Annotated in this window: 21 protein-coding genes; 19 read left to right on the top strand and 2 right to left on the bottom strand. The window is 32.2% G+C overall.

The window, feature by feature from the left end; genetic code table 11:
* The 18 genes from C7954_RS06990 to C7954_RS06905 all read left to right on the top strand — a co-directional run bounded on the left by C7954_RS06990 (position 1) and on the right by C7954_RS06905 (position 17,223).
* On the top strand, positions 1-879 hold the full coding sequence (locus tag C7954_RS06990; RefSeq protein ID WP_081374534.1) for an ATP-binding protein: 879 nt from the start codon (positions 1-3) through the stop codon (positions 877-879).
* The gene (locus C7954_RS06985; RefSeq protein WP_073157811.1) at positions 857-1,720 is read left to right on the top strand and encodes an ATP-binding protein; all 864 of its coding nucleotides are present in this window, start codon (positions 857-859) and stop codon (positions 1,718-1,720) included. The genes C7954_RS06990 and C7954_RS06985 overlap by 23 nt, the downstream gene beginning before the upstream one ends.
* Positions 1,721-1,724: 4 nt before the next feature.
* Positions 1,725-2,111, top strand: coding sequence for a NifB/NifX family molybdenum-iron cluster-binding protein (locus C7954_RS06980; protein WP_073157808.1), 387 nt, complete (start codon positions 1,725-1,727; stop codon positions 2,109-2,111).
* Between the two features lie 171 nt (positions 2,112-2,282).
* Positions 2,283-2,672 (top strand): DUF5320 domain-containing protein, encoded by a 390-nt coding sequence (locus C7954_RS13655; RefSeq protein ID WP_073157805.1) that lies wholly within the window; start codon positions 2,283-2,285, stop codon positions 2,670-2,672.
* Between the two features lie 217 nt (positions 2,673-2,889).
* Positions 2,890-3,321, top strand: coding sequence for a MarR family winged helix-turn-helix transcriptional regulator (locus tag C7954_RS06970; protein ID WP_073157802.1), 432 nt, complete (start codon positions 2,890-2,892; stop codon positions 3,319-3,321).
* Between the two features lie 22 nt (positions 3,322-3,343).
* On the top strand, positions 3,344-4,975 hold the full coding sequence (locus tag C7954_RS06965; RefSeq protein ID WP_223174568.1) for a L,D-transpeptidase family protein: 1,632 nt from the start codon (positions 3,344-3,346) through the stop codon (positions 4,973-4,975).
* Between the two features lie 96 nt (positions 4,976-5,071).
* Positions 5,072-6,028, top strand: a complete 957-nt coding sequence (locus tag C7954_RS06960) for a peptidase M15A (protein WP_073157800.1) — start codon at positions 5,072-5,074, stop codon at positions 6,026-6,028.
* 64 nt (positions 6,029-6,092) lie between these two features.
* Positions 6,093-7,598, top strand: a complete 1,506-nt coding sequence (locus tag C7954_RS06955; RefSeq protein ID WP_134059260.1) for a long-chain-fatty-acid--CoA ligase — start codon at positions 6,093-6,095, stop codon at positions 7,596-7,598.
* Between the two features lie 33 nt (positions 7,599-7,631).
* The gene (locus C7954_RS06950; protein ID WP_073157794.1) at positions 7,632-8,282 is read left to right on the top strand and encodes a protein-L-isoaspartate(D-aspartate) O-methyltransferase; all 651 of its coding nucleotides are present in this window, start codon (positions 7,632-7,634) and stop codon (positions 8,280-8,282) included.
* A 181-nt stretch (positions 8,283-8,463) separates the two neighbouring features.
* Positions 8,464-9,918: a sodium/proline symporter PutP gene (gene putP, locus C7954_RS06945; RefSeq protein ID WP_089655854.1), complete on the top strand. Its 1,455-nt coding sequence runs from the start codon at positions 8,464-8,466 to the stop codon at positions 9,916-9,918.
* A gap of 85 nt (positions 9,919-10,003) precedes the next feature.
* Positions 10,004-10,771: an exodeoxyribonuclease III gene (locus C7954_RS06940; protein WP_073157788.1), complete on the top strand. Its 768-nt coding sequence runs from the start codon at positions 10,004-10,006 to the stop codon at positions 10,769-10,771.
* Positions 10,772-10,995: 224 nt separating this feature from the next.
* Positions 10,996-11,916, top strand: coding sequence for a diacylglycerol/lipid kinase family protein (locus tag C7954_RS06935; RefSeq protein WP_073157785.1), 921 nt, complete (start codon positions 10,996-10,998; stop codon positions 11,914-11,916).
* 142 nt (positions 11,917-12,058) lie between these two features.
* Positions 12,059-12,460, top strand: a complete 402-nt coding sequence (locus C7954_RS06930) for an arsenate reductase ArsC (protein ID WP_073157782.1) — start codon at positions 12,059-12,061, stop codon at positions 12,458-12,460.
* A gap of 110 nt (positions 12,461-12,570) precedes the next feature.
* Entirely contained in the window at positions 12,571-13,035 is a 465-nt protein-coding gene (locus C7954_RS06925; RefSeq protein WP_073157779.1) for a S1 RNA-binding domain-containing protein, read from the top strand.
* 590 nt (positions 13,036-13,625) lie between these two features.
* Positions 13,626-14,813: a dicarboxylate/amino acid:cation symporter gene (locus C7954_RS06920; RefSeq protein ID WP_134059257.1), complete on the top strand. Its 1,188-nt coding sequence runs from the start codon at positions 13,626-13,628 to the stop codon at positions 14,811-14,813.
* Positions 14,814-14,829: 16 nt separating this feature from the next.
* The gene (locus C7954_RS06915; RefSeq protein WP_073157776.1) at positions 14,830-15,507 is read left to right on the top strand and encodes a helix-turn-helix transcriptional regulator; all 678 of its coding nucleotides are present in this window, start codon (positions 14,830-14,832) and stop codon (positions 15,505-15,507) included.
* A 79-nt stretch (positions 15,508-15,586) separates the two neighbouring features.
* Positions 15,587-16,801, top strand: coding sequence for a threonine ammonia-lyase (gene ilvA / locus C7954_RS06910; protein WP_073157773.1), 1,215 nt, complete (start codon positions 15,587-15,589; stop codon positions 16,799-16,801).
* Positions 16,802-16,842: 41 nt separating this feature from the next.
* The gene (locus C7954_RS06905; protein WP_073157770.1) at positions 16,843-17,223 is read left to right on the top strand and encodes a RidA family protein; all 381 of its coding nucleotides are present in this window, start codon (positions 16,843-16,845) and stop codon (positions 17,221-17,223) included.
* A gap of 102 nt (positions 17,224-17,325) precedes the next feature.
* Here C7954_RS06905 and C7954_RS14065 read toward each other — a convergent pair whose 3' ends face one another.
* Positions 17,326-17,454: a hypothetical protein gene (locus C7954_RS14065; protein ID WP_256208151.1), complete on the bottom strand. Its 129-nt coding sequence runs from the start codon at positions 17,452-17,454 to the stop codon at positions 17,326-17,328.
* 150 nt (positions 17,455-17,604) lie between these two features.
* The gene (locus C7954_RS13650) at positions 17,605-17,745 is read right to left on the bottom strand and encodes a hypothetical protein (protein ID WP_159429274.1); all 141 of its coding nucleotides are present in this window, start codon (positions 17,743-17,745) and stop codon (positions 17,605-17,607) included.
* A gap of 343 nt (positions 17,746-18,088) precedes the next feature.
* Here C7954_RS13650 and C7954_RS06900 point away from each other — a divergent pair, with 343 nt between their 5' ends.
* Complete coding sequence (locus C7954_RS06900) at positions 18,089-20,023, top strand: copper-translocating P-type ATPase (RefSeq protein WP_073157768.1); 1,935 nt, start codon at positions 18,089-18,091, stop codon at positions 20,021-20,023.
* Positions 20,024-20,250 lie beyond the last annotated feature (227 nt).

The following is a 20,250-nucleotide window of genomic DNA, read 5'->3' as shown; positions in this document are numbered from 1 at the left end:
GTGAATAAGGAAATTTCACTTTCAATCCTTAGTGGAAAGGGAGGAACTGGTAAAACAACTCTTGCTGTTAATCTAGCACTTGCTCTGGAGAATGTTCAGCTGCTTGATGCAGATGTCGAAGAACCTAATGACTATATTTTTATTTCACCAGAAATAGAAAAAAGAGAAGTAGAATCAGTTATGCGTTTAATTCCAGAAGTTAATGATGATTTATGTACTGCCTGCCGAAAATGTGTTGACTTTTGTGAATATAATGCACTTGCAATGATGCTGGATAATGTTTTAGTTTTTGAGGAAGTTTGTCACAGCTGTGGAGGCTGTAAAATAGTTTGTCCTGAAAATGCTATTACTGAGAAAGAAAAGGAACTGGGTAAAATACGACATCATCAGCTTGATAATCTTGATTTCTGGCAGGGTGAATTAAATACAGGGGAAGAAAAAGCTGTACCAGTAATTGAGAAATTGAAATCAAAAATTGATCACAGTAAAAAGACTATAATTGATTCACCACCAGGTACAACCTGCCCTACAATTGAAGCAATTACAGATACGAATTTCACCGTAGTTGTAACTGAGCCATCTGCTTTTGGTTTGCACGATTTAAAGATGGTTGTTGAGATGCTTAAGCAGATTGATCAGCCTTTTGCAGTGATTATTAATAGAGCCGAAGCTGATTCAGATTATTTAATTGAAAAATACTGTCAGCAAAAAGAAATAAAAGTTTTGCTTAAAATACCTTTTTCTCGAAAAATTGCAGAATTATATTCTAATGGAATTCCTTTTGTTAATCAAATTGAGGGATGGGAATCAAAATTCAAAGGATTATATCAAAAAATTCTTGAGGAGGCCGGTAAATATGAAAGAAATAACAGTAATTAGCGGTAAAGGTGGAACGGGAAAAACAACCTTTACAGCTAATCTGGCCTCTTTATTAGAAGATTTGGTGGTTGGTGATTGTGATGTTGATGCACCAAATCTGCATCTTTTATTAAATCCTGTCAATAAAAATGAGATTATTCATAAAGGCGCTAAGTTAGCGGTAAAAAATCAAGCTAGATGTATTGACTGTGGTTTATGTTATGATAACTGTAGGTTTAATGCTATTACAGCTGATGATTTTCAAATTAAAAATTTAAAATGTGAAGGCTGTGGTGTTTGTGTAGAAGTTTGTCCAACTAAAGCTTTAAGAATGGAAGCCATTGAAACAGGCAGTTTATATGAAGCTGAGAGCAAGTTTGGAGACATGATTCATGCCCGTTTAATTCCTGGAGCTGATAATTCTGGCAAATTAGTCAGTGAGGTTAAGAAAAAAGCATCTGAAGTTGCTAAGAAAAAAAATAAAGATTGGATATTAATTGATGGATCACCAGGTATTGGTTGTCCTGTCATTGCCTCTTTAACTGGCTCAGATATGGCAATTTTGGTTACTGAACCAACAAAATCAGGTTTTTCTGACCTAAAAAGAGTTATTGAAGTAGTTCATCATTTTAATATTCCTGCTGGTCTTGTAATTAATAAATATGACTTAAATGAAGAAATTAGTGATCAAATCGAAACTTATTGTAAACAGGAAAACATTGAACTTTTTACTAAGCTTCCTTACAGCAGAGTAATTGTTGAATCTTTAAAAAGAGGAGAAATTTTTGTTGATAATAATCAAGATTTAAGAAAAAGAATGATTAGCGTTAAATCAAAATTGATAAAAAAGTTGGAGGTATAATAATATGAAAAAAATAGCTGTACCAGTTCAGGGAGAAAATGTATCTGCACATTTCGGACATGCACCTTATTTTAAGATTTTCAGTGTTGAAAACAATAATATTGTGGAAGAAAATAGTCTGGAAAATCCGGGCCATCAGCCTGGTCTTTTACCAAAGCTTTTAAATGAAGCTGGAGCCAATCTGGTTATTGCATCAGGTATGGGACAGAAAGCAATAGCAATTTTTGAAAAAAATAATATCGAGGTAGTTTGTGGTGCCTCAGGTGAAGCAAAATCTGCTGTGCTTGATTATCTTAATGGTGATTTAAATATATCAGCAAATGCTTGTTCTCACGGCGATCAAAATCATGATCATCATCACAATCACGATCATGGCAGTCACAAACATTAAGCTATCTTTATAGATAAAAAAACAATTTAATACCAGGCACTTAATTAAGTGCCTGGTAAAAAAAGAAATTTTTTTGTCTAATTCTTGACATATGTTCAAAATAGAGTTATAATAAAGACACAAGATAAAGAGCATATGTTCATTAACAATAATAATAAGGAGTGAGTGATTATGCCAAGAGGAGATAAAAGAGGTCCAGAAGGTGCAGGTCCAATGACTGGAAGAGCACTAGGTTATTGTGCAGGTAATGATCAGCCCGGTTTTACAGCTGATGCAGCCCCTCAGGGTGCTGGTAGAGGTTTTAGAAATGGTAATGGTCGTGGTCTAGGATTCGGTCGGGGTTATGGTAGAGGCAGAGGAATGAGTTATGGGAGGAGATCTTTTTTCGCAGCTCGCGGTAGAGGGGGTGCATATGTGCCTGCTGCTGCAGATGATACAGAGGAATTTAATAGTGAAGAAAGTAAAGAGCGCGAAATAACTAGATTAGAAAATTTAGCTAATATTCTTGCTAATGAATTGGAAATAGCAAAAAAACAAATTGATGAATTGAAAAATAAATAAAACATGAGACTAAGGGCTTCCTAATGGAAGCTCTTTTTTATGTAAGGTGGCAAGAAAACTGCATCCAAATGTTTTATTTGGATGGTGAGGTTCACTGTTAGTGTAAAATAAGTTTTGGGGTTAACTGAAATTCTTGTTTTTAGAGCTAAATTATTATATAATATCAGTAACTATTGGATTGATTTTTCAAAACTAGATAATAGGTGAGGTTATTGATATGGGAAATGAAATAAATAATAAAATAGAAGCAAAAATAAGGAATATAGCTAAATATTTAAATGAATATACTAAAGATCATTTAAAATGTTACAATTTAACATTAGGTAGGTTTCATGTTTTAAGAGTAATTTTAGAATCTGAGCCAGTAAGCATGGGAGATATCCATGAAGAATTACATATGGCAAATAGTACTGTCACAGTAATTGTTGATTATCTTTATGAGGCTGGTCTTGTTAAAAGAAGACGAGATGCTAATGACAGAAGAGTTGTTTTGTTGGAAATTACTGATGACGGTAACAAAATAATGAAAGATTTATTAAAACAGAGACAGGATTTTATGAAGCAGGCTCTGGCTGGGATGGAGGATTCAGCAGTCGAATTAGCTTCTCTTTTAGAAAATCTATTAAATAAAATAGAAGAGATTTATTAAATAAAGGAGCAGGTGGAAAAATTTGAAAAAAATATTATTAGTTTTTTTATTTATGGTTTTAATTTTTAATTTAAATGCAGCAGCTCAAAGTGAGCTAGCTATGTCAATTAGAAATCATTTGCTTGTAATTGAGGAATATGAAGGTCATTTTCCTGAAGGTGAAAATGTCGGCTTTTATCAGGAGCTAATTGAATTTTATGATCAAAGACATCACCGATCAATTTGGTTTGGAGAAGAAAAATTAAAAAATGATCCCAAATCTTTAATTAAAGAGATAAAAAATAGCTATTTTGAAGGCTTAAATCCTTCTGATTATCATTTAGCTATAATTGAAAGCTGTATTAATGAAGATTCTTTATTTTCTGAGGAACACCTTGATAAAAGGGCATTGATGGATATTTTATTAACTAATGCTTATTTAAGTCTTGCCTCCGATTATTTAAATGGAAAAATTGATGCTGAAATTATAATTGATGATTACAATTATCAGGCTGAAAGTTTGGAGGCTCAAAAACTTCTTAGCTATTTAACAAACGAAAAAATTGAAATATCTAAAGCTATAAATAATCAACTACCAAAAACAGATAATTATGAGCAATTAAAAGAGAAATTAGCTTATTATAGAGATTCTGGTAAAATAGAAGCTTGGCCCAAAATTGAACTAGGAGAATCTCTGGGAATTGGTGCAGCAGGGATTAGAGTTTCACAGTTAATTAAAAATTTAGATGCAAGGAACTATTTAAATATAGAAGGGTTAAAATATAAAGACCAATTTAATCAGAATGTAAAATGGGCAGTGCAGCAATTTCAACTTGATAATGGTTTGAAAAGTGATGGGGTTGTTGGTAAGAAAACTTTTACAGCACTAAATATACCATTAGAGTATAGAATAAAGCAATTAATTATTAATATGGAGCGCTGGCGCTGGCTGCCTGAGAATTTAGGAAGCCGCTATATTTATGTAAATATTGCAGATTACAATTTGAAATTGTATGAAGATAATCAGGTTATTATGCAGATGAAAACAATTGTTGGTAAAGAACAGCGAAGCACACCTGTTTTTAGTGATACTATAAAATATCTTGTAATAAATCCCTACTGGTATGTACCTAAATCGATTGCTGTAGAAGATAAACTGCCTTTAATTAAAGAAGATTATAGTTATCTTAAAGAAAACAATTATTCTTTATTTCAGTATACAGGTAATAACAAATTAGAAGAAATTGATCCGGCAGAAGTTAACTGGCCAAAAATTGATGAAGATAATTTTAATTATCTACTGCGGCAAAACCCAGGTGATAATAATGCTTTAGGAAGAATAAAATTTATGTTTCCGAATAAATTTAGTATTTATTTACATGACACTCCAGGTCGTTATTTATTTTCTGAAAACGAAAGAGGCTTTAGTTCTGGCTGTATTAGAATAGAAAAGCCAATAGATTTAGCTGAATATTTATTAAATGATCAGGAAAAGTGGAACCGAGAAAATATAGAAGAAGAAATGGAAAATGACAAGGAAAAAACTGTTTATCTGAAAAACCCGATTAAAATTTATCTCCAGTACAATACTGCCTGGATAGATTCTTTTGGAAGGTTAAATTTCAGAGAAGATATTTATAAAAGAGATCAAAAAATAATTGAAGAATATTTTTAAGTAGATTTGTGCTTTGATTTTAAATTTGAATCTTTGATAGAATAAAATATATATTAATAGTTTAAATACTAATTTTAAGGAGTAAAATTATAAATAATGGAAAAAAAATTAGCTTTAGCAACACTTGTAGTTTTAATTTTAATTAGTAGTTTTTCACTTAATGCAGCTGCTTTTACTAAAGAACATGCAGATTTTTCAATAGTCTATGATGATTTCGAAATTCCTTTAAAAACATTTAGCATTTTTGTTATGCCACGGGAAGGAATTGAAATTTATATAGCTGAAAAAGATAGAGGTCAAAAATATATAATTGAACTAAGTGGTAAAAAATTTGAAAATACAAAATCATTTAAATGGCAGGCTCCCGCTAAAAGCGGTCATTATCCAGTAAAAATAAAGAAAAAAGGAAGCAGAGGATCTGGATCAGAAATCAATTTAAATGTTTTTGTTCTTCATCCAGCTGAAAAAAAGAATGGTCAATATTTAGATGGTTTTAAAATTGGCTATTATCCAAAAATTACAGCTGATAAACAGAAATATTATTCAAAACCAGTTGGATTTTTAAAAATCGAAGAATCACTTTTAAATCTTAATCTAACACCACATTTTACAATGGAGCAATTTGTAACTAGACAGAGTACTAAATTTCCTCAATACATAGTACTGCAGGAATCTCTGCTTTTAAAACTAGAGTACTTTTTAGAGGAAGTAAATAAAGCCGGTTATAAGGCAGATACCTTTGGTATTGTAAGTGTTTACCGCAGTCCATATTTTAATAAAAAATTAGGTAATAACACTAATTTCAGCCGCCATTTATTTGGAGATGCGGCAGATATTTATATTGATAACACTGGGAATCAGTGGATGGATGACTTAAACGAAGATGGAAAATCAAATATTTATGACTCAAATATACTTTTTGAATTAGCTGTTAAATTTGATCAAAATGAAAAGTTTTCTCAGCTGCAGGGTGGACTAAGCAGCTATAAGGGCAATGGTGTAAGAGGTCCTTTTTTACACATTGACAGCAGAGGGTTTCATGTTACCTGGTAATTTAATTATTTATTAATTAAAAATAGAATCAAGCAAAGACTTAAAATATTAGGAGGTAATTTAATTGTTATTAGGCGATATAATTTCTAAAACTGCAAATGAAAAACAAGAAAAGCTGGCAGCCGTATTAGATGATCAAAAAATTACTTACATTCAGCTTGAGAAGGAAAGTAATCAGCTAGCACATGGTTTAATTGACTTAGGTATAAAGACATCAGATATGGTAAGTATTATGCTGTCAAACAGCATTGAATTTTTAATTTCTTATGTAGGTGTTATTAAATCGGGAGCTACTATGGTTCCTCTGAATATAAGTTTTAAAACACCAGCAGTAGAATATATTTTAAATAATTCTGAAGCTAAAGCTGTAATTACTTCCAAAAAGTTTTTGCCTTTAATTCAAAAATGCGATTTAGATCATTTAGAAAATATAATTCTAGTTGATGGAGAAAAATCAGACAATTATTTACTCCTGTCAGAATTTAAAAACAAAAAAACAAGTCTACCTAAACTAAAAAATATAGATCAGGAATATACAGCAGCCTGTTTATATACTTCAGGCACTACAGGCCAACCAAAAGGAGCAATGTTGACCCATCACAATTTAATTTTTGATACTCAAAAAACAATTGAATATTTAAAAGTAGATGACAGTGACCGATATATTTGTGTACTGCCGATGTTTCATGCTTTTGCTGAAACTGTCTGTATTTTAATGCCGTTATTTTTAGGTGCGGAAATTGTTATTATCGATAAGTTTTTACCTGAAACTGTATTAAAAATAATCCAGGAGCAAAATGTGACATTTTTTGCTGGAGTTCCAACTATGTATTCTGCTCTTTTAAATGTAAAAAATAAAGATAATTACGATTTATCACATCTTAATTTATGTATATCTGGTGGAGCAGCAATGCCGAAGCAGACAATGGAAGATTTCGAAAAAACTTTTAATGTTAAAATTTTGGAAGGAAATGGTCCTACAGAAACTTCACCTGTAGCTTATGTAAATCCTGTGGATGGAGCAAGAAAGTCTGGATCAGTAGGACTTCCAATACCAAAAACAGAGGTTAAAATTGTTGATGAAAATGATAATGAAGTACCAATTGGTGAAATTGGTGAGATTACAGTAAAGGGAGAAAATGTAATGAAAGGTTATTACAAAATGCCTGAAGCTACAAAAAAAGCATTACGCGGCGGCTGGCTGCATACTGGTGATTTAGGTAAAATGGATGAAGATGGTTATGTCTATATAGTTGATCGTAAAAAAGATATGATAAATGTTGGGGGAATGAATGTTTATCCTCGGGAAATTGAAGAACAACTTTACAAACATCCGAAAATTAGAGAAGCTGCAGTTGTAGCAACTAAGGATGAACTTCGGGGTGAAATACCAAAGGCTGTGATTGTATTAAGAGATGGTGAAAGTGCTACCGAAAGAGAAATTCAAAAATACTGCATGAAGTATTTTGCAAATTATAAAGTGCCTAAATTGGTAGATTTTTTAGATGAACTGCCTAAAAATGCTACCGGTAAAATTGACAAAAAATCCTTAAGTGATCTTTCAGATTAACAAGTGGGAAGTCAAAAGCGGAGGTGAAAGTTTATGGGAATTGATTTTGAACAACTTCGCAAGCAGATGGTTGAAGAACAGTTAGTTAAAAGAGGCATAGATGATGAGCTAGTTTTAGAAGCTTTTAAAAAAGTAAAAAGGGAAAAATTTCTTCCCGAAAACAATAAAAAATATGCTTATGCAGATGGTGCACAGCTGATTGCTGCTGGTCAAACAATTAGTCAGCCTTATATTGTGGCGGTAATGCTTGAAGCATTAGAGATAGAAAAAACTGATAGTGTTTTAGAAATTGGTACAGGCTCAGGTTATGCTGCAGCTTTACTGGCAGAAATAGCAGCTGAGGTATACACTATTGAAAGAATCGAAGAATTAGCTGTACAGGCTGAAGAGTTATTAAAAAAATTAGGATATCAAAATATAAAAGTTAAATTAGGAGATGGCAGTTTAGGCTGGGAAGAATTTGCTCCATATGATTCAATTTTAGTTTCAGCTGCTGCTCCCTATGTTCCTCAAAAGTTAATTGACCAGCTGTCAGTTGGTGGAAAAATAGTTATCCCTGTTGGTGAAAGAAATAAGGTTCAACGTTTGAAAGTTATAACTAAGAAATTTAATGGAAAAATCAAAGCAAAAGAACTTGAGTATGTTAGATTTGTACCGCTAATTGGGAAAGACAGCTGGAGATAATAATTATTTAATTAGCCGCTTTGAGGCTGATTTTTTTATTAGCCAGGAAATTATACCTGATGGTTTGTTGTGGATAATATTTATAGTTTCATAATTTTCGCTATCAACAAAATTTAACCTTACTATATTACAGATTGTCCGAAGGACATTTTGTTCAAAAGAAAATAGGAGTGAAGTATTAATGTCAGCAACAATAACGTCTTTTTCAGTTTATTTAGTTTTTTTGATGGGAATAGGAGTTTATTTTTATAAGAAAACTGCCAGTTTAGAAGATTATCTAATTGGTGGTAGAGCAATGGGAAGCTGGGTTACTGCACTCTCTGCGCAGGCCAGTGATATGAGCGGATGGCTTTTGATGGGATTACCAGGAGCTGTTTACCTGGGAGGAATAAGTCAGGCTTGGATTGCTATTGGTCTTTTTATCGGGACAGTTTTGAACTGGAAATATGTAGCTGCCCGTTTAAGAGTATATACAGAAAAAACTAACTCAATGACTTTGCCATCATTTTTTGAAAAAAGATTTGGAGATTCAACAGGTCTGCTGAGAATTATTTCTGCAGCAATAATTTTATTATTTTTTACTATTTATTCTGCTTCAGGCCTGGTGGCTTCAGGTAAGTTATTTGAATCATTATTTAATATAGAATATAAATTAGCTGTTATATTTGGCGGCCTGGCAATTGTTTCATATACTTTTTTAGGAGGGTTCATGGCTGTATCCTGGACAGATTTTTTCCAGGGGATTTTAATGTTTTTTGCAATTACTATAGTTCCTACAATCGCTTATGGTGAGATCGGAGGAATGGGTTCTATAATTGAAATGACAGCAGAAAACGGTGTTTCTTTATCATTAATGCCGGAAGGTTTTACATTTGCAGCTGTTATTTCTGCAGCAGCCTGGGGGCTTGGTTATTTTGGTCAGCCTCATATTTTAGCTCGTTTTATGGGGATTGATACTATCAAAAAGGTAGCCTCTGCTCGCAAAATTGCCGTTATTTGGGTAGCTATTTCTTTAACTGCTGCAGTTTTTGTTGGTATTATTGCAGTACCTATGTTTCCCAATATAGCAGATAGTGAAAAAGTTTTTATAGAAATGATAGCAGAAATATTTAATCCCTGGATAGGCGGAATTTTATTAGCTGCTATTTTATCTGCAATTATGTCCACTATCGATTCACAGCTTTTAGTTTCTTCTTCAACTTTAACTGAAGATTTTTATAATAAAATTGTATCCAGAGAAGCCAGTGAATCCGAAAAAATGTGGGCGGGTAGAGCTTTTGTGATTATAATTGCAGTAATTGCCTTTATACTCGCCTTAAACCCTAATAATAGTGTTTTAGGTCTTGTATCTTACGCTTGGGCAGGTTTAGGTGCTGCTTTTGGTCCGGTTGTTTTATTTGCTTTATTTTCAAGAAAAACATCCTGGCGATCTGTTTTAACGGGAATGCTTTTAGGAACTATCACTTTAATTTATTGGAAAGAAAGTGGTTTAGGCAGTACTTTATATGAGATAGTGCCAGGATTTTTGGTTAATGTAATTGTAATTATGATTGGTAATAAAATATATACTCAAAAAAATAAAGAGGTACTAGCTGAATTTGATGAAGTTCAAAGAATTTATGAAAGAGACATCTAGTAGTTAGTATCTTAAAATACTTATTAAAGAATTTATTTAAGATAGAAAGAATTGTGATTGATAATTGGAGAAAGGATGGATGTTGATGAGAATTTATTCATGGAATGTTAATGGAATTAGAGCTGTGAAAAGAAAAGGTTTTTTAGATTGGATTGAAGAAGAGCAGCCAGATGTTTTGGGGCTTCAGGAAATTAGAATTCAGGATCATCAGTTAAAAGATAAGTTGAGAGAGATTAAAGGCTATCATTCCTATTTTACCTTTGGTGAAAAAAAGGGATATAGTGGTGTAGCATTATATACTAAGAAAAAGCCACTTGATGTTTGGCATGGTCTTGGTATTAAAAGATTTGATCGGGAAGGTAGAGTTATAGCAGCAGAATATGAAGATTTTTATCTTCTAAACATATATTTTCCTAATGGGAAGCGAAGTAAAGAAAGATTGAACTATAAATTAGATTTTTATGATGCTGCTTTAGAGTACTGTGAAGATTTAAGAAAAAATGGAAAAGAAATTGTTGTCTGTGGTGACTATAATACTGCTCATCATCCAATTGATCTACATGATCCGGATTCCAATACTAAAACATCTGGTTTTATGCCGATTGAAAGAGAATGGCTTGATAAGTTAGAAGAGCATGGTTATATTGATACCTATCGATATTTTCATCCAGATAAAGAAACTTATTCTTGGTGGAGTTATAGAACCCGAGCTCGTGAGAGAGATGCAGGCTGGAGAATAGATTATCACTTTATTTCGGAAGGACTTGAAGATAAACTGCAAAATGCAGATATTTTAACTGATGTAATGGGATCTGATCACTGTCCGGTAACAATTACTCTAGATCTGGAATAAAATAGATAAAAATAGACGAGGAGCCTTAATTCAAATTTAATAAGGCTTCTCTTTTTATTTTCAATTATTGAATTCGAATTTTCTTTTTTCATTTTGCCTCTTAGTTATTTAAAACTTGAATTTGTTAACTACAACAATTATAATTAAAATAATCATAACAAAAATACTTAGCTTTATCAAAAGAACTTACTAAAATCTTAATCTTATAATTTAAGGAGAAAACTATGGGGAAAAAAATAATGGCAGTAATCAATCCAGTTTCATCTGGAGGTAAAACTGCTAAAAGATGGCCAAAAATTAACAAATATTTTAAAGATGAATTTGCAAATTTTACCGAAAAATTTACCACAAAACCTGGTGATGCTGTTAAAATTGCAAAAGAAGCTGTAGAAAAAGATTATGATTATTTGCTAGCAGTGGGGGGAGATGGGACTGTTAATGAGATAGTTAATGGTATGCTTTTAGCAAAAACTAAAAATCTTAAAGCAAAGTTAATTATTTATGCCCAGGGAACTGGATCAGATTTAAGTAGGACTTTAAATCTTCCTAAAGAAATTAGCAAATTTATAGAATTAATAAAAAGAGGAAAAAGCAGAAAGATCAAAGTGATTGAAGCAGAATTTTCAAATTCAGAACAGGAAAAAGAAAATAGATATTTTTTTAATGTGGCTGACTGTGGTATGGGAGCTGAAGTTGCTAAAAAATTAAATGAAGATAATAAGATGATTTCGGGAAGTTTAAATTATCTTATAAAAATTTTTTCAGTTTTATTTAATTATCAAAATAAAGAGATGAAAATCGAAGCTGATAACAAGTTGATTTATCAGGGGAAAACAAATACTGCAGTCATAGCCCATGGTAATTATTTTGGGGGAGGAATTAAAGTTGCACCAGAAGCAGATTTATATGGCAGCAGTTTAAATTTAGTATTGCTTAAAGACTTTTCTAAATTAGGGATAATATTAAACATGATTAAGGGTTATCAAGGAAATCATCTTTCACATACTTTAGTCGAATCACACCAGGCTAAAGAAATTAAAATTATCACAACAGAGGAAGTAAAGTTAGAATTAGACGGTGAATCTGTTGGATTCTGTGACGCCAGTTTTGAAATTTCAGATAAAAAAATTTCTGTTATAATTTAATTTTGGATTTTAATGTAAAATTATTGTTAAAATTAGTTGTATTTTTTGACTTAAAAATAATAAAATTATAAAGAAATTAATTTTAGATTTTGGGAATTAACAATTAAAAGAAATAAATTTATTAAAAAGGGAGAGATAATTAATGAAATATAAAGTAGCTTTTGTTTGTGTTGGTAATTCCTGCCGCAGTCAAATGGCAGAAGGTTTTGCACGAAAATATGCAGGAGATATGCTTGATGTCTATAGTGCTGGGACTGATCCTTCTCCAGAAGTTAAACCTAATGCTGTAAAAGCAATGAAGGAAAAGGAAATTGATATTAGTGATCAGTACCCGAAATTATTAGAGGAAATACCTTCAGAATTAGATGTTTTAATTACTATGGGTTGTGGAGTTGAGTGTCCATATATTCCCTGTAAATTTAGAGAAGATTGGGGTTTAGATGATCCTGCTGGTCAGCCTATGGCAGTCTTTAGAGAAACAAGAGAAATTATTGATGAAAAAGTTAAAAACTTAATTAAAAAAATAAGAAATGGTGAAATTTAAAAGATAGACTAGCATTTTAAATAAAGTTAAATTATGGTACAATGTTTTTATGATTAGATTACTCTGAGATTGAGTATTGATTTTAATTTAAGAAAGGTATTGGTGAGATAATGAGAAGTAGTGATATTGATACAACAGGAATTGAAGAAGCACCGGAAAAAGTAGAGTTTAGAGAAGGTGACAAAGTTAATATTTTAGTTTATAAGTTTACCAATTTGGGGGCAACAGTAATTATCAATGATAAATATTTTGGTTTAGTTTATGAAAATGATATTTATAAAGATATAACTATTGGAGATCAATTAGATGGTTATATCAAAAAAATTAGAGAAGATAATAAAATTGATGTAAGTTTACGTAAAATTGGTTATGGGAGAATAGAAGATGCAAAAGAAAAAATTCTGGCTAAACTTAAAGAAAAGAATGGTTCTCTACCATTAAATGATGATAGTTCACCAGAAAAAATTAAAAAAAGCTTAGAAATTAGTAAGGGAAGTTTTAAAAAGGCTATTGGTGGTTTATATAAGGAGCAAATTATTGATATAACATCTAAAGGCATTAAATTAAAAAAATAATTATAAAATAAATTAGCTTAATAACCAAGATTCAAATTATTAAGAGCAGCTATTTTCAGCTGCTCTCTTTTGGGTTGTGTGCTCTGTAAATTATTCTGATTAATAAAGTTCATATATTTACATACTCCCCGCTCGTTCGCAAACTCACGAACGATGATTCTTGAAAGCTTAAAGCTAACTTTTTGTGAATGTCAAATAAACTCATCGGCTTTTCCATATCATTTTTAGATAACCAGACATCTTTATAATGTTTGAATATTATTTTATGTATTTATTAAAAATTTTTAATAATAGCTTGACAAAATGTTGAAATAGTTTTAAAATATAAATGTGGATTATTTAATCAAATCTTAATATTAATATTGTATAATAAATTTTTGTGATAATTTTTATTGCAAAAATATAAGCTATATAAGGTCGGGAAAAGCTGATTAATCAAAAAAATTAGGGGGTGTGAAAATTAAAATCATAAGTACATAAGTTTATTATTAAAAAAATGATAAAATCAGCAGAACAGGGAAATTATTAAATCTATTACTTAATAAAGATTTACAAAAATTAAAAAACAAAAATCTAGGGAGTGTTATTAAATGTTAAAAAAAATAGGATTAGTTCCACGGCTATTATTGGGTATTATTTCTGGTATTTTAATTGGAATGTTTCTTCCTGAAACAGTTTCAAGATTACTTTATACATTTACACATATTTTTGGCGAGTTTTTAAATTACATAGTCCCATTTGTAATTCTTGCTTTTATTATTCCTGGTATTGCAGAACTTGGTAATAAAGCCGGTAGACTTTTAGGATCTACTGTTTTAATTGCTTATGTTTCTACAATTACAGCTGGAACAGCTGCTTATTTAATTGCAAGTAGAATTGTACCTGCTATTGTAAAGGCAGCTAATGTAGCAAATCCAGAAGAAGGTGGATTAGAACCGTTCTTAACTCTTGAAATTCCACCACTACTTGGAGTTATGACAGCACTTGTTACAGCATTTGTAATTGGTATGGGTATTAACCATATTAGACATAATGGTGATCAACAGAATCTGTATGGATTTATGACAGAATTTAGAGATATTATTGTACTTGTTATTGAAAATGTTATTATTCCATTCTTACCACTCCATATTGCTGGTGTTTTTGCAAATATGGCTTTTTCCGGAACAGCATTTGAAACATTAAATGTATTTGGAAGAGTATTTGCTTTAATTATTGCTATGCATCTTGGATATTTAGTAATCCTTTATACTATTGCTGGTAGTGTGTCCGGTAAAAATCCATTTAAAAGTCTTAAAAATATGATTCCTGCTTATACTACTGCTATTGGTACCATGTCAAGTGCGGCAACAATTCCTGTAACACTAAAAAGTGCTAGAAAAAATAATATTACAGAAAAAATTCTTGACTTCGTAATTCCTTTATGTGCGACTGTTCACCTTGCTGGTAGTACAATTACTTTAACAACTTGTGCTATTGCCGTAGTATTAATCCAGGGTGGAACACCTGAGTTTGGTCTTTTTCTACATTTCATTTTAATGCTTGGTGTAACAATGATTGCAGCACCAGGAGTTCCAGGTGGAGCAGTTATGGCAGCTTTAGGTTTATTAACATCTATCTTAGGATTTGGCGAAGGTGCAACTGCTTTAATGATTGGACTATATCTTGCCCAGGATAGTTTTGGTACTGATACTAATGTAACAGGTGATGGAGCAATTGCTATCATAGTTGATGCAATTGGAAAGCAAAGTGGAGCTATTAAAGAAGAAGCTGCATAACAGTGGAGGCTAATCAATGAGAATTTTAGTAGATGAAAAGCGAAAATTACATCCATATCTAGAAAATATGAAATCAGTTGCAGAAGGTATATTTAGGTTTCTGGGTAAAGAGGCCGAGGTAGTACTTCATGATTTAAGTCAGCCGGAAAGCTCAATTATTTTTATTGCTGGTGAATTAACTGAAAGAGAAATTGGAGGCCCTATTACAGATGTGGCTTTAAAAAGATTAAGAAATAAAAATAATCCTAATGACGTCTTGAATTATAAAAATGAGTTAAAAGATGGAAGAATTTTGAAATCTTCTACCATGTTTGTAACAGATGATGAAGGTCAGGTATTAGGGTGTCTCTGCGTAAATTACAATATTACTGATCTATATATGGTAGAAAATACTATCAAAAACTTCTGTTCTTTAGATAATAAAAAGTCCAGTTCTGAAAGCTCAGAAACTCAAACTGAAATTTTTGCTGATGACATACATGATGTAATGGAAACAATGCTAAACAATGCAATTCGAGAAGTAGAGAAGCCAATTCCTTATATGGAGAAAGATGACAAAATAGAAGTCATTAAATATTTAGATCAAAAAGGAGCATTTATGATTAAAGGTGCTGTAGATCATGCAGCTGAAAAATTAAACGTTTCTCGTTATACTATTTACAACTATTTAAAAGAGGTAGAAAAAAATAAATAGTAGGATGAGAAACCCGTTTATTAAAAGCTTCAATCATAAGTTTATCAACAATTTATGATAATTAATAAGGAGGAAAATTATGGCTGTAGTTACTTTGGATGATATAAAAAAAGCTCGTAAAAAGATTGAAAACACTGCTATAAAAACCGATTTAGACTGGTCAAGAACATTTAGCAAAATGAGTGGTAATGAAGTTTATTTAAAACTGGAAAATTTACAAAGGACTGGCTCCTTTAAAATTCGTGGTGCATATAATAAAATAAGTAATTTAACTGAAGATGAAAGGAAAAATGGTGTAGTTGCTGCTTCAGCAGGAAACCATGCTCAGGGTGTTGCTTTAGCGGCAACCCAGATGGGTATAAAATCTACCATTGTCATGCCTGAAGGCGCACCGATTGGCAAAATAAATGCAACTCAAGGTTATGGTGCAGACGTAATTTTAAGTGGAGAGAGCTATGATGAAGCCCATGCAGAAGAAGAAAGATTTGCTGAAGAACATGGAGCTACAATTGTGCCTGCATTTAATGATCTGGATGTAATTGCCGGTCAGGGTACCATCGGTCTTGAAATATTAGAAGATTTACCAGATGTGGATGTTGTTATAACCCCTGTGGGTGGAGGAGGATTACTTTCTGGAGTAGCAATTGCTCTAAAAGAATCTAACCCTAATATAGAGGTTATAGGTGTTGAAGCTGCAAATGCAGCCTGCATGGCTGAATCTATGAAGCAGGGATGCCTTGCTAATTTAGATAAGGTTGATACAATTGCTGATGGAATTGCAGTAAAATGTCCTGGTGAGATAACATATAAGATAATTTCTGAATATGTTGATCATATTGTAACAGTTGAAGAAGAAGAAATTGCACATGCAATATCATTACTTATGGAAAGAGCTAAGCTAATTGTTGAGGGAGCAGGAGCTACAACTTTAGCAGCAGTCTTGAATGATAAAATTAATATTCAAGGTAAAAAAATTGCTATTGTTTTAAGTGGTGGGAATATTGATTTAGATATGATTTCAACAATTATTGATCGAGGTATGATTAAAGCCGGAAGAAGGATTAGTTTTGAAACCTCGCTCTTTGATAAACCTGGTGCTTTAAGAGATTTACTCGATGTAATTAGTAAAACAGGAGCAAATGTGATTTCGGTTGCACATGATAGATTAGCTCCAAATATTGCCTTAAAACATGCTCAGGTTCAGGTTGCTTTAGAAACTAAAAATGAAAAACATGTTAAAGAGATTACGGAAACATTAAAAAGAAATAATTATCTGATAAAACGTATTCAATAATTCAAAAAAATAAACTATAAATAATAGGAGGAGAATATAAAGTGGCAAAAGAAATAATTCATACAGATCAGGCACCAGCAGCAGTAGGTGCTTATTCACAAGCGGTTAAAACAGGAAATACAGTTTACTTATCTGGACAGATTGCTATTGATCCAGAAACTCAAGAAATCATAGAGGGTGGAGTTGAAAAGCAGGCTAAAAGAGTCTTAGAAAATCTTAAAGCAGTTTTAGCAGCAGCAGACTGCACATTTAAAGATGTAGTTAAATCGGAGATTTTCCTTGATAATATCAATGATTTTTCCGCAGTAAATGATATTTATGCAGAATATTTTCAAGAAGAACCACCTGCAAGAGCATGTGTTGAAGTAGGCAGTTTACCAAAAGGTGTTGCTGTTGAAATTTCACTTGTTGCAGTAAAATAAAATATAGAAATAATACAAATCGAGTAGGAGGAGAATAAACTAATTATTCTTTCCTACTCGATTTAATTATATAATACCGGCTAAATAAATATTAATCAGGATTTATTTACTATTTAGTTGCCAGCGATTGAGAACTACTGTTTCTGCCTTTTTAAATAAAAAATTGTCTGTCAGATACCCGATTGATCCAATAAGTAAAATAACTGTAATTACCAGACTTATATTACTCATATCCCTACCTCACATTAAAATCTGTCCTAGACCATCACCACTTCCAATAAGTTCTCCGGTTATTAGAGCCCTTCAGTAAAAAGCCTAGGAGAGACGCATTCCAGTTATTAAATGAGGGACAGCTGCCGGTAAAATCACCTTCCAGAAAAGTTAAATCTTGTTAACTTCCATAATTTTAGCAGCTTTAATTAAAACAGGCTGAACATTTTTAATTATTTTATTTTTGAGCATTACCTGACCGGTAAGTCTATAGCAATTAACATATATACTGCTTGAATTATTACAGCTCATATTATTTTGTCAAGTCAAATTTGCTTTTGATTTTCTGCTGTAGTAAAATTTTAGTAGTAAAAAAGTTTACATAAAAGTCTGATTCTCTCTTTATATAATAAATAATAATGAGGTGTTGATAAAAATGGAAATTTCAACTCAGGGAAGATATGGAGTTAGAGCTTTATTAAATCAGCCATTTGAGGAAATAAGTCTGGCTGACCTAAAAATGAGGACAGAAGAAGTGAGAAAGGAGTAGGGAAAAGGGTATATGTATTATATTTAATTTGACTTAAATAATCTTGAGTGCTATACTATTCTTAAGATACATTACAGGGGTATAGTAAATTGAGGAGGTATTAAAATGGATCATCAGAAAATGTTAGAAGACTTTAAAAAACGGTTTAAGATTTCTTTAGTGATTACTGTTCCAATTTTAGTGCTCTCACCTATGATTCAGAGCTTTTTTGGTTATACACTTGAGTTTGCAGGCAGTAAATATCTGCTGTTTTTACTTTCCACTATAATATTTTTCTATGGTGGCTGGCCATTTTTATCAGGCCTTAAAAATGAGTTAGCTGATAAAAATCCGGGTATGATGACTTTAATTGCTCTTGCAATTTCTGTCGCCTACTTTTACAGTTCAGCAGTTGTTTTTGGTCTGGAAGGGAGATTTTTCTTCTGGGAACTGGCAACCCTAATTGTAATTATGCTCTTAGGCCACTGGATTGAGATGAGATCAGTTATGGGTGCATCTAATGCTTTAGAAGAACTGGCAAAATTGATGCCAGATGAGGCCCATAAAATTGTTGATGGAGAAGTTAAAGAAATTAAAATAAAAGAGCTTAAAAAAGGTGATCAAGTTCTGGTAAAACCGGGAGAAAAAGTTCCTGCTGATGGTGTAATTTATGAAGGAGATTCTTATATAGATGAATCAATGCTGACAGGTGAGTCAGAACCAGTAGAAAGAGGAAAAGATGAAGAAGTAATCGGTGGTTCGGTTAATGGAGATAGTTCGATCAAGATAAAAATTGAAAAAGCTGGGGAGGACAGTTACCTGTCTCAGGTTATTGAAATGGTAAAAGAATCTCAGGCAGCAAAATCAAAAACTCAAAATTTTGCTGATCGAGCAGCCTTCTGGCTGACTATTATTGCAATTACAGCAGGTACAGTGACTTTCGGCAGTTGGTTTTATATCACCGGAGATCTGGCTTTTGCAATTGAAAGAATGGCTACAGTGATGGTTATCACCTGTCCTCATGCTCTTGGACTGGCGATTCCACTGGTAGTTGCGGTTTCTACCACTTTATCTGCCAAAAACGGGCTTTTAATCCGCAACCGTACAGCTTTTGAGAATGCCCGCAAGATTGATACTGTTTTATTTGATAAAACAGGTACTCTGACTGAAGGAGAATTTGGAGTTGAAACAGTAGAAACATTTGTAGATGATTATAATGAGCAGGATATTCTGCAAAAAGCAGCTTCTTTAGAACAGGAATCAGAACATCCAATTGCAGCTGGAATTGTAAAAAGAGCAGAAGAAGACGAAGTAGAACTAATTAAAGTCGATGATTTTGAAATAATTAAAGGTAAGGGTGTTATCGGAAAAATTGACGGCAGAGATTTCAAAGCAGTTTCTCCAGGTTACCTGAAAGAAATGGAGATTGAAATACCAGATAGTGCTTTAAAAGAAGGACCATTTACTGAAATCTTTATTTTAGAAGCTGGAAACTTAATCGGTATGATCAGACTGGGAGATCAGATTAGAGAAAGTTCTTATGAGGCAGTACAAAAACTAAAAGATAGAGGAATAAAAGTTACTATGTTGACCGGAGATAATCAGAAAACTGCAGAATATGTAAGTAATGAACTTGGTTTAACTGATTATTTTGCCGAAGTACTACCCGATGAGAAGCAGAAAAAAGTTGAAGAACTTCAGGCTGCAGGTGATTTTGTAGCGATGACCGGTGATGGAGTAAATGATGCTCCAGCTCTGGCAAAAGCTGATATCGGGATTGCCATCGGTTCCGGTACTGATGTAGCTGCAGAAACTGCAGATATTATTCTGGTAGAAAGTGATCCGCTTGATGTACTCAAGTTGATCGAATTTGGCAGTTTAACATTTAAGAAGATGATTCAGAATTTATTCTGGGCTACAGGTTATAATGCTTTTGCAATCCCACTGGCAGCCGGTGTGCTGGCAGGTGTTGGAATTATGATTTCTCCAGCAGTAGGTGCAGTACTGATGTCGATGAGTACAGTGATTGTAGCAATCAATGCCAAAATGTTAAAGTTTTAAATTTGATTTAAATATTATGATAAATTTATTAGTTGTTTTCAGACGAAGATAATCAAAAATTAAATATTTATTGATTATATCCTCGGCTAGCTTTGGAATTAAATTTTTTTGAAGCCGGCCGAGGTTTTTTTGTTATATAGGAAACTATGCTTTTGCAGGAATGTGGATAACTTTGTAGAAAGATAAAAATATTATGAGCAAAAATAAATCAAAAAATCATCCAAAAA

The organism is Halanaerobium congolense, from assembly GCF_004366375.1.
In the GTDB taxonomy this organism is placed as follows: Bacteria; Bacillota; Halanaerobiia; order Halanaerobiales; family Halanaerobiaceae; genus Halanaerobium; species Halanaerobium congolense.
Note: the sequence above shows the minus strand (reverse complement) of the source record. Positions and strands in the feature narration are given on the sequence as shown.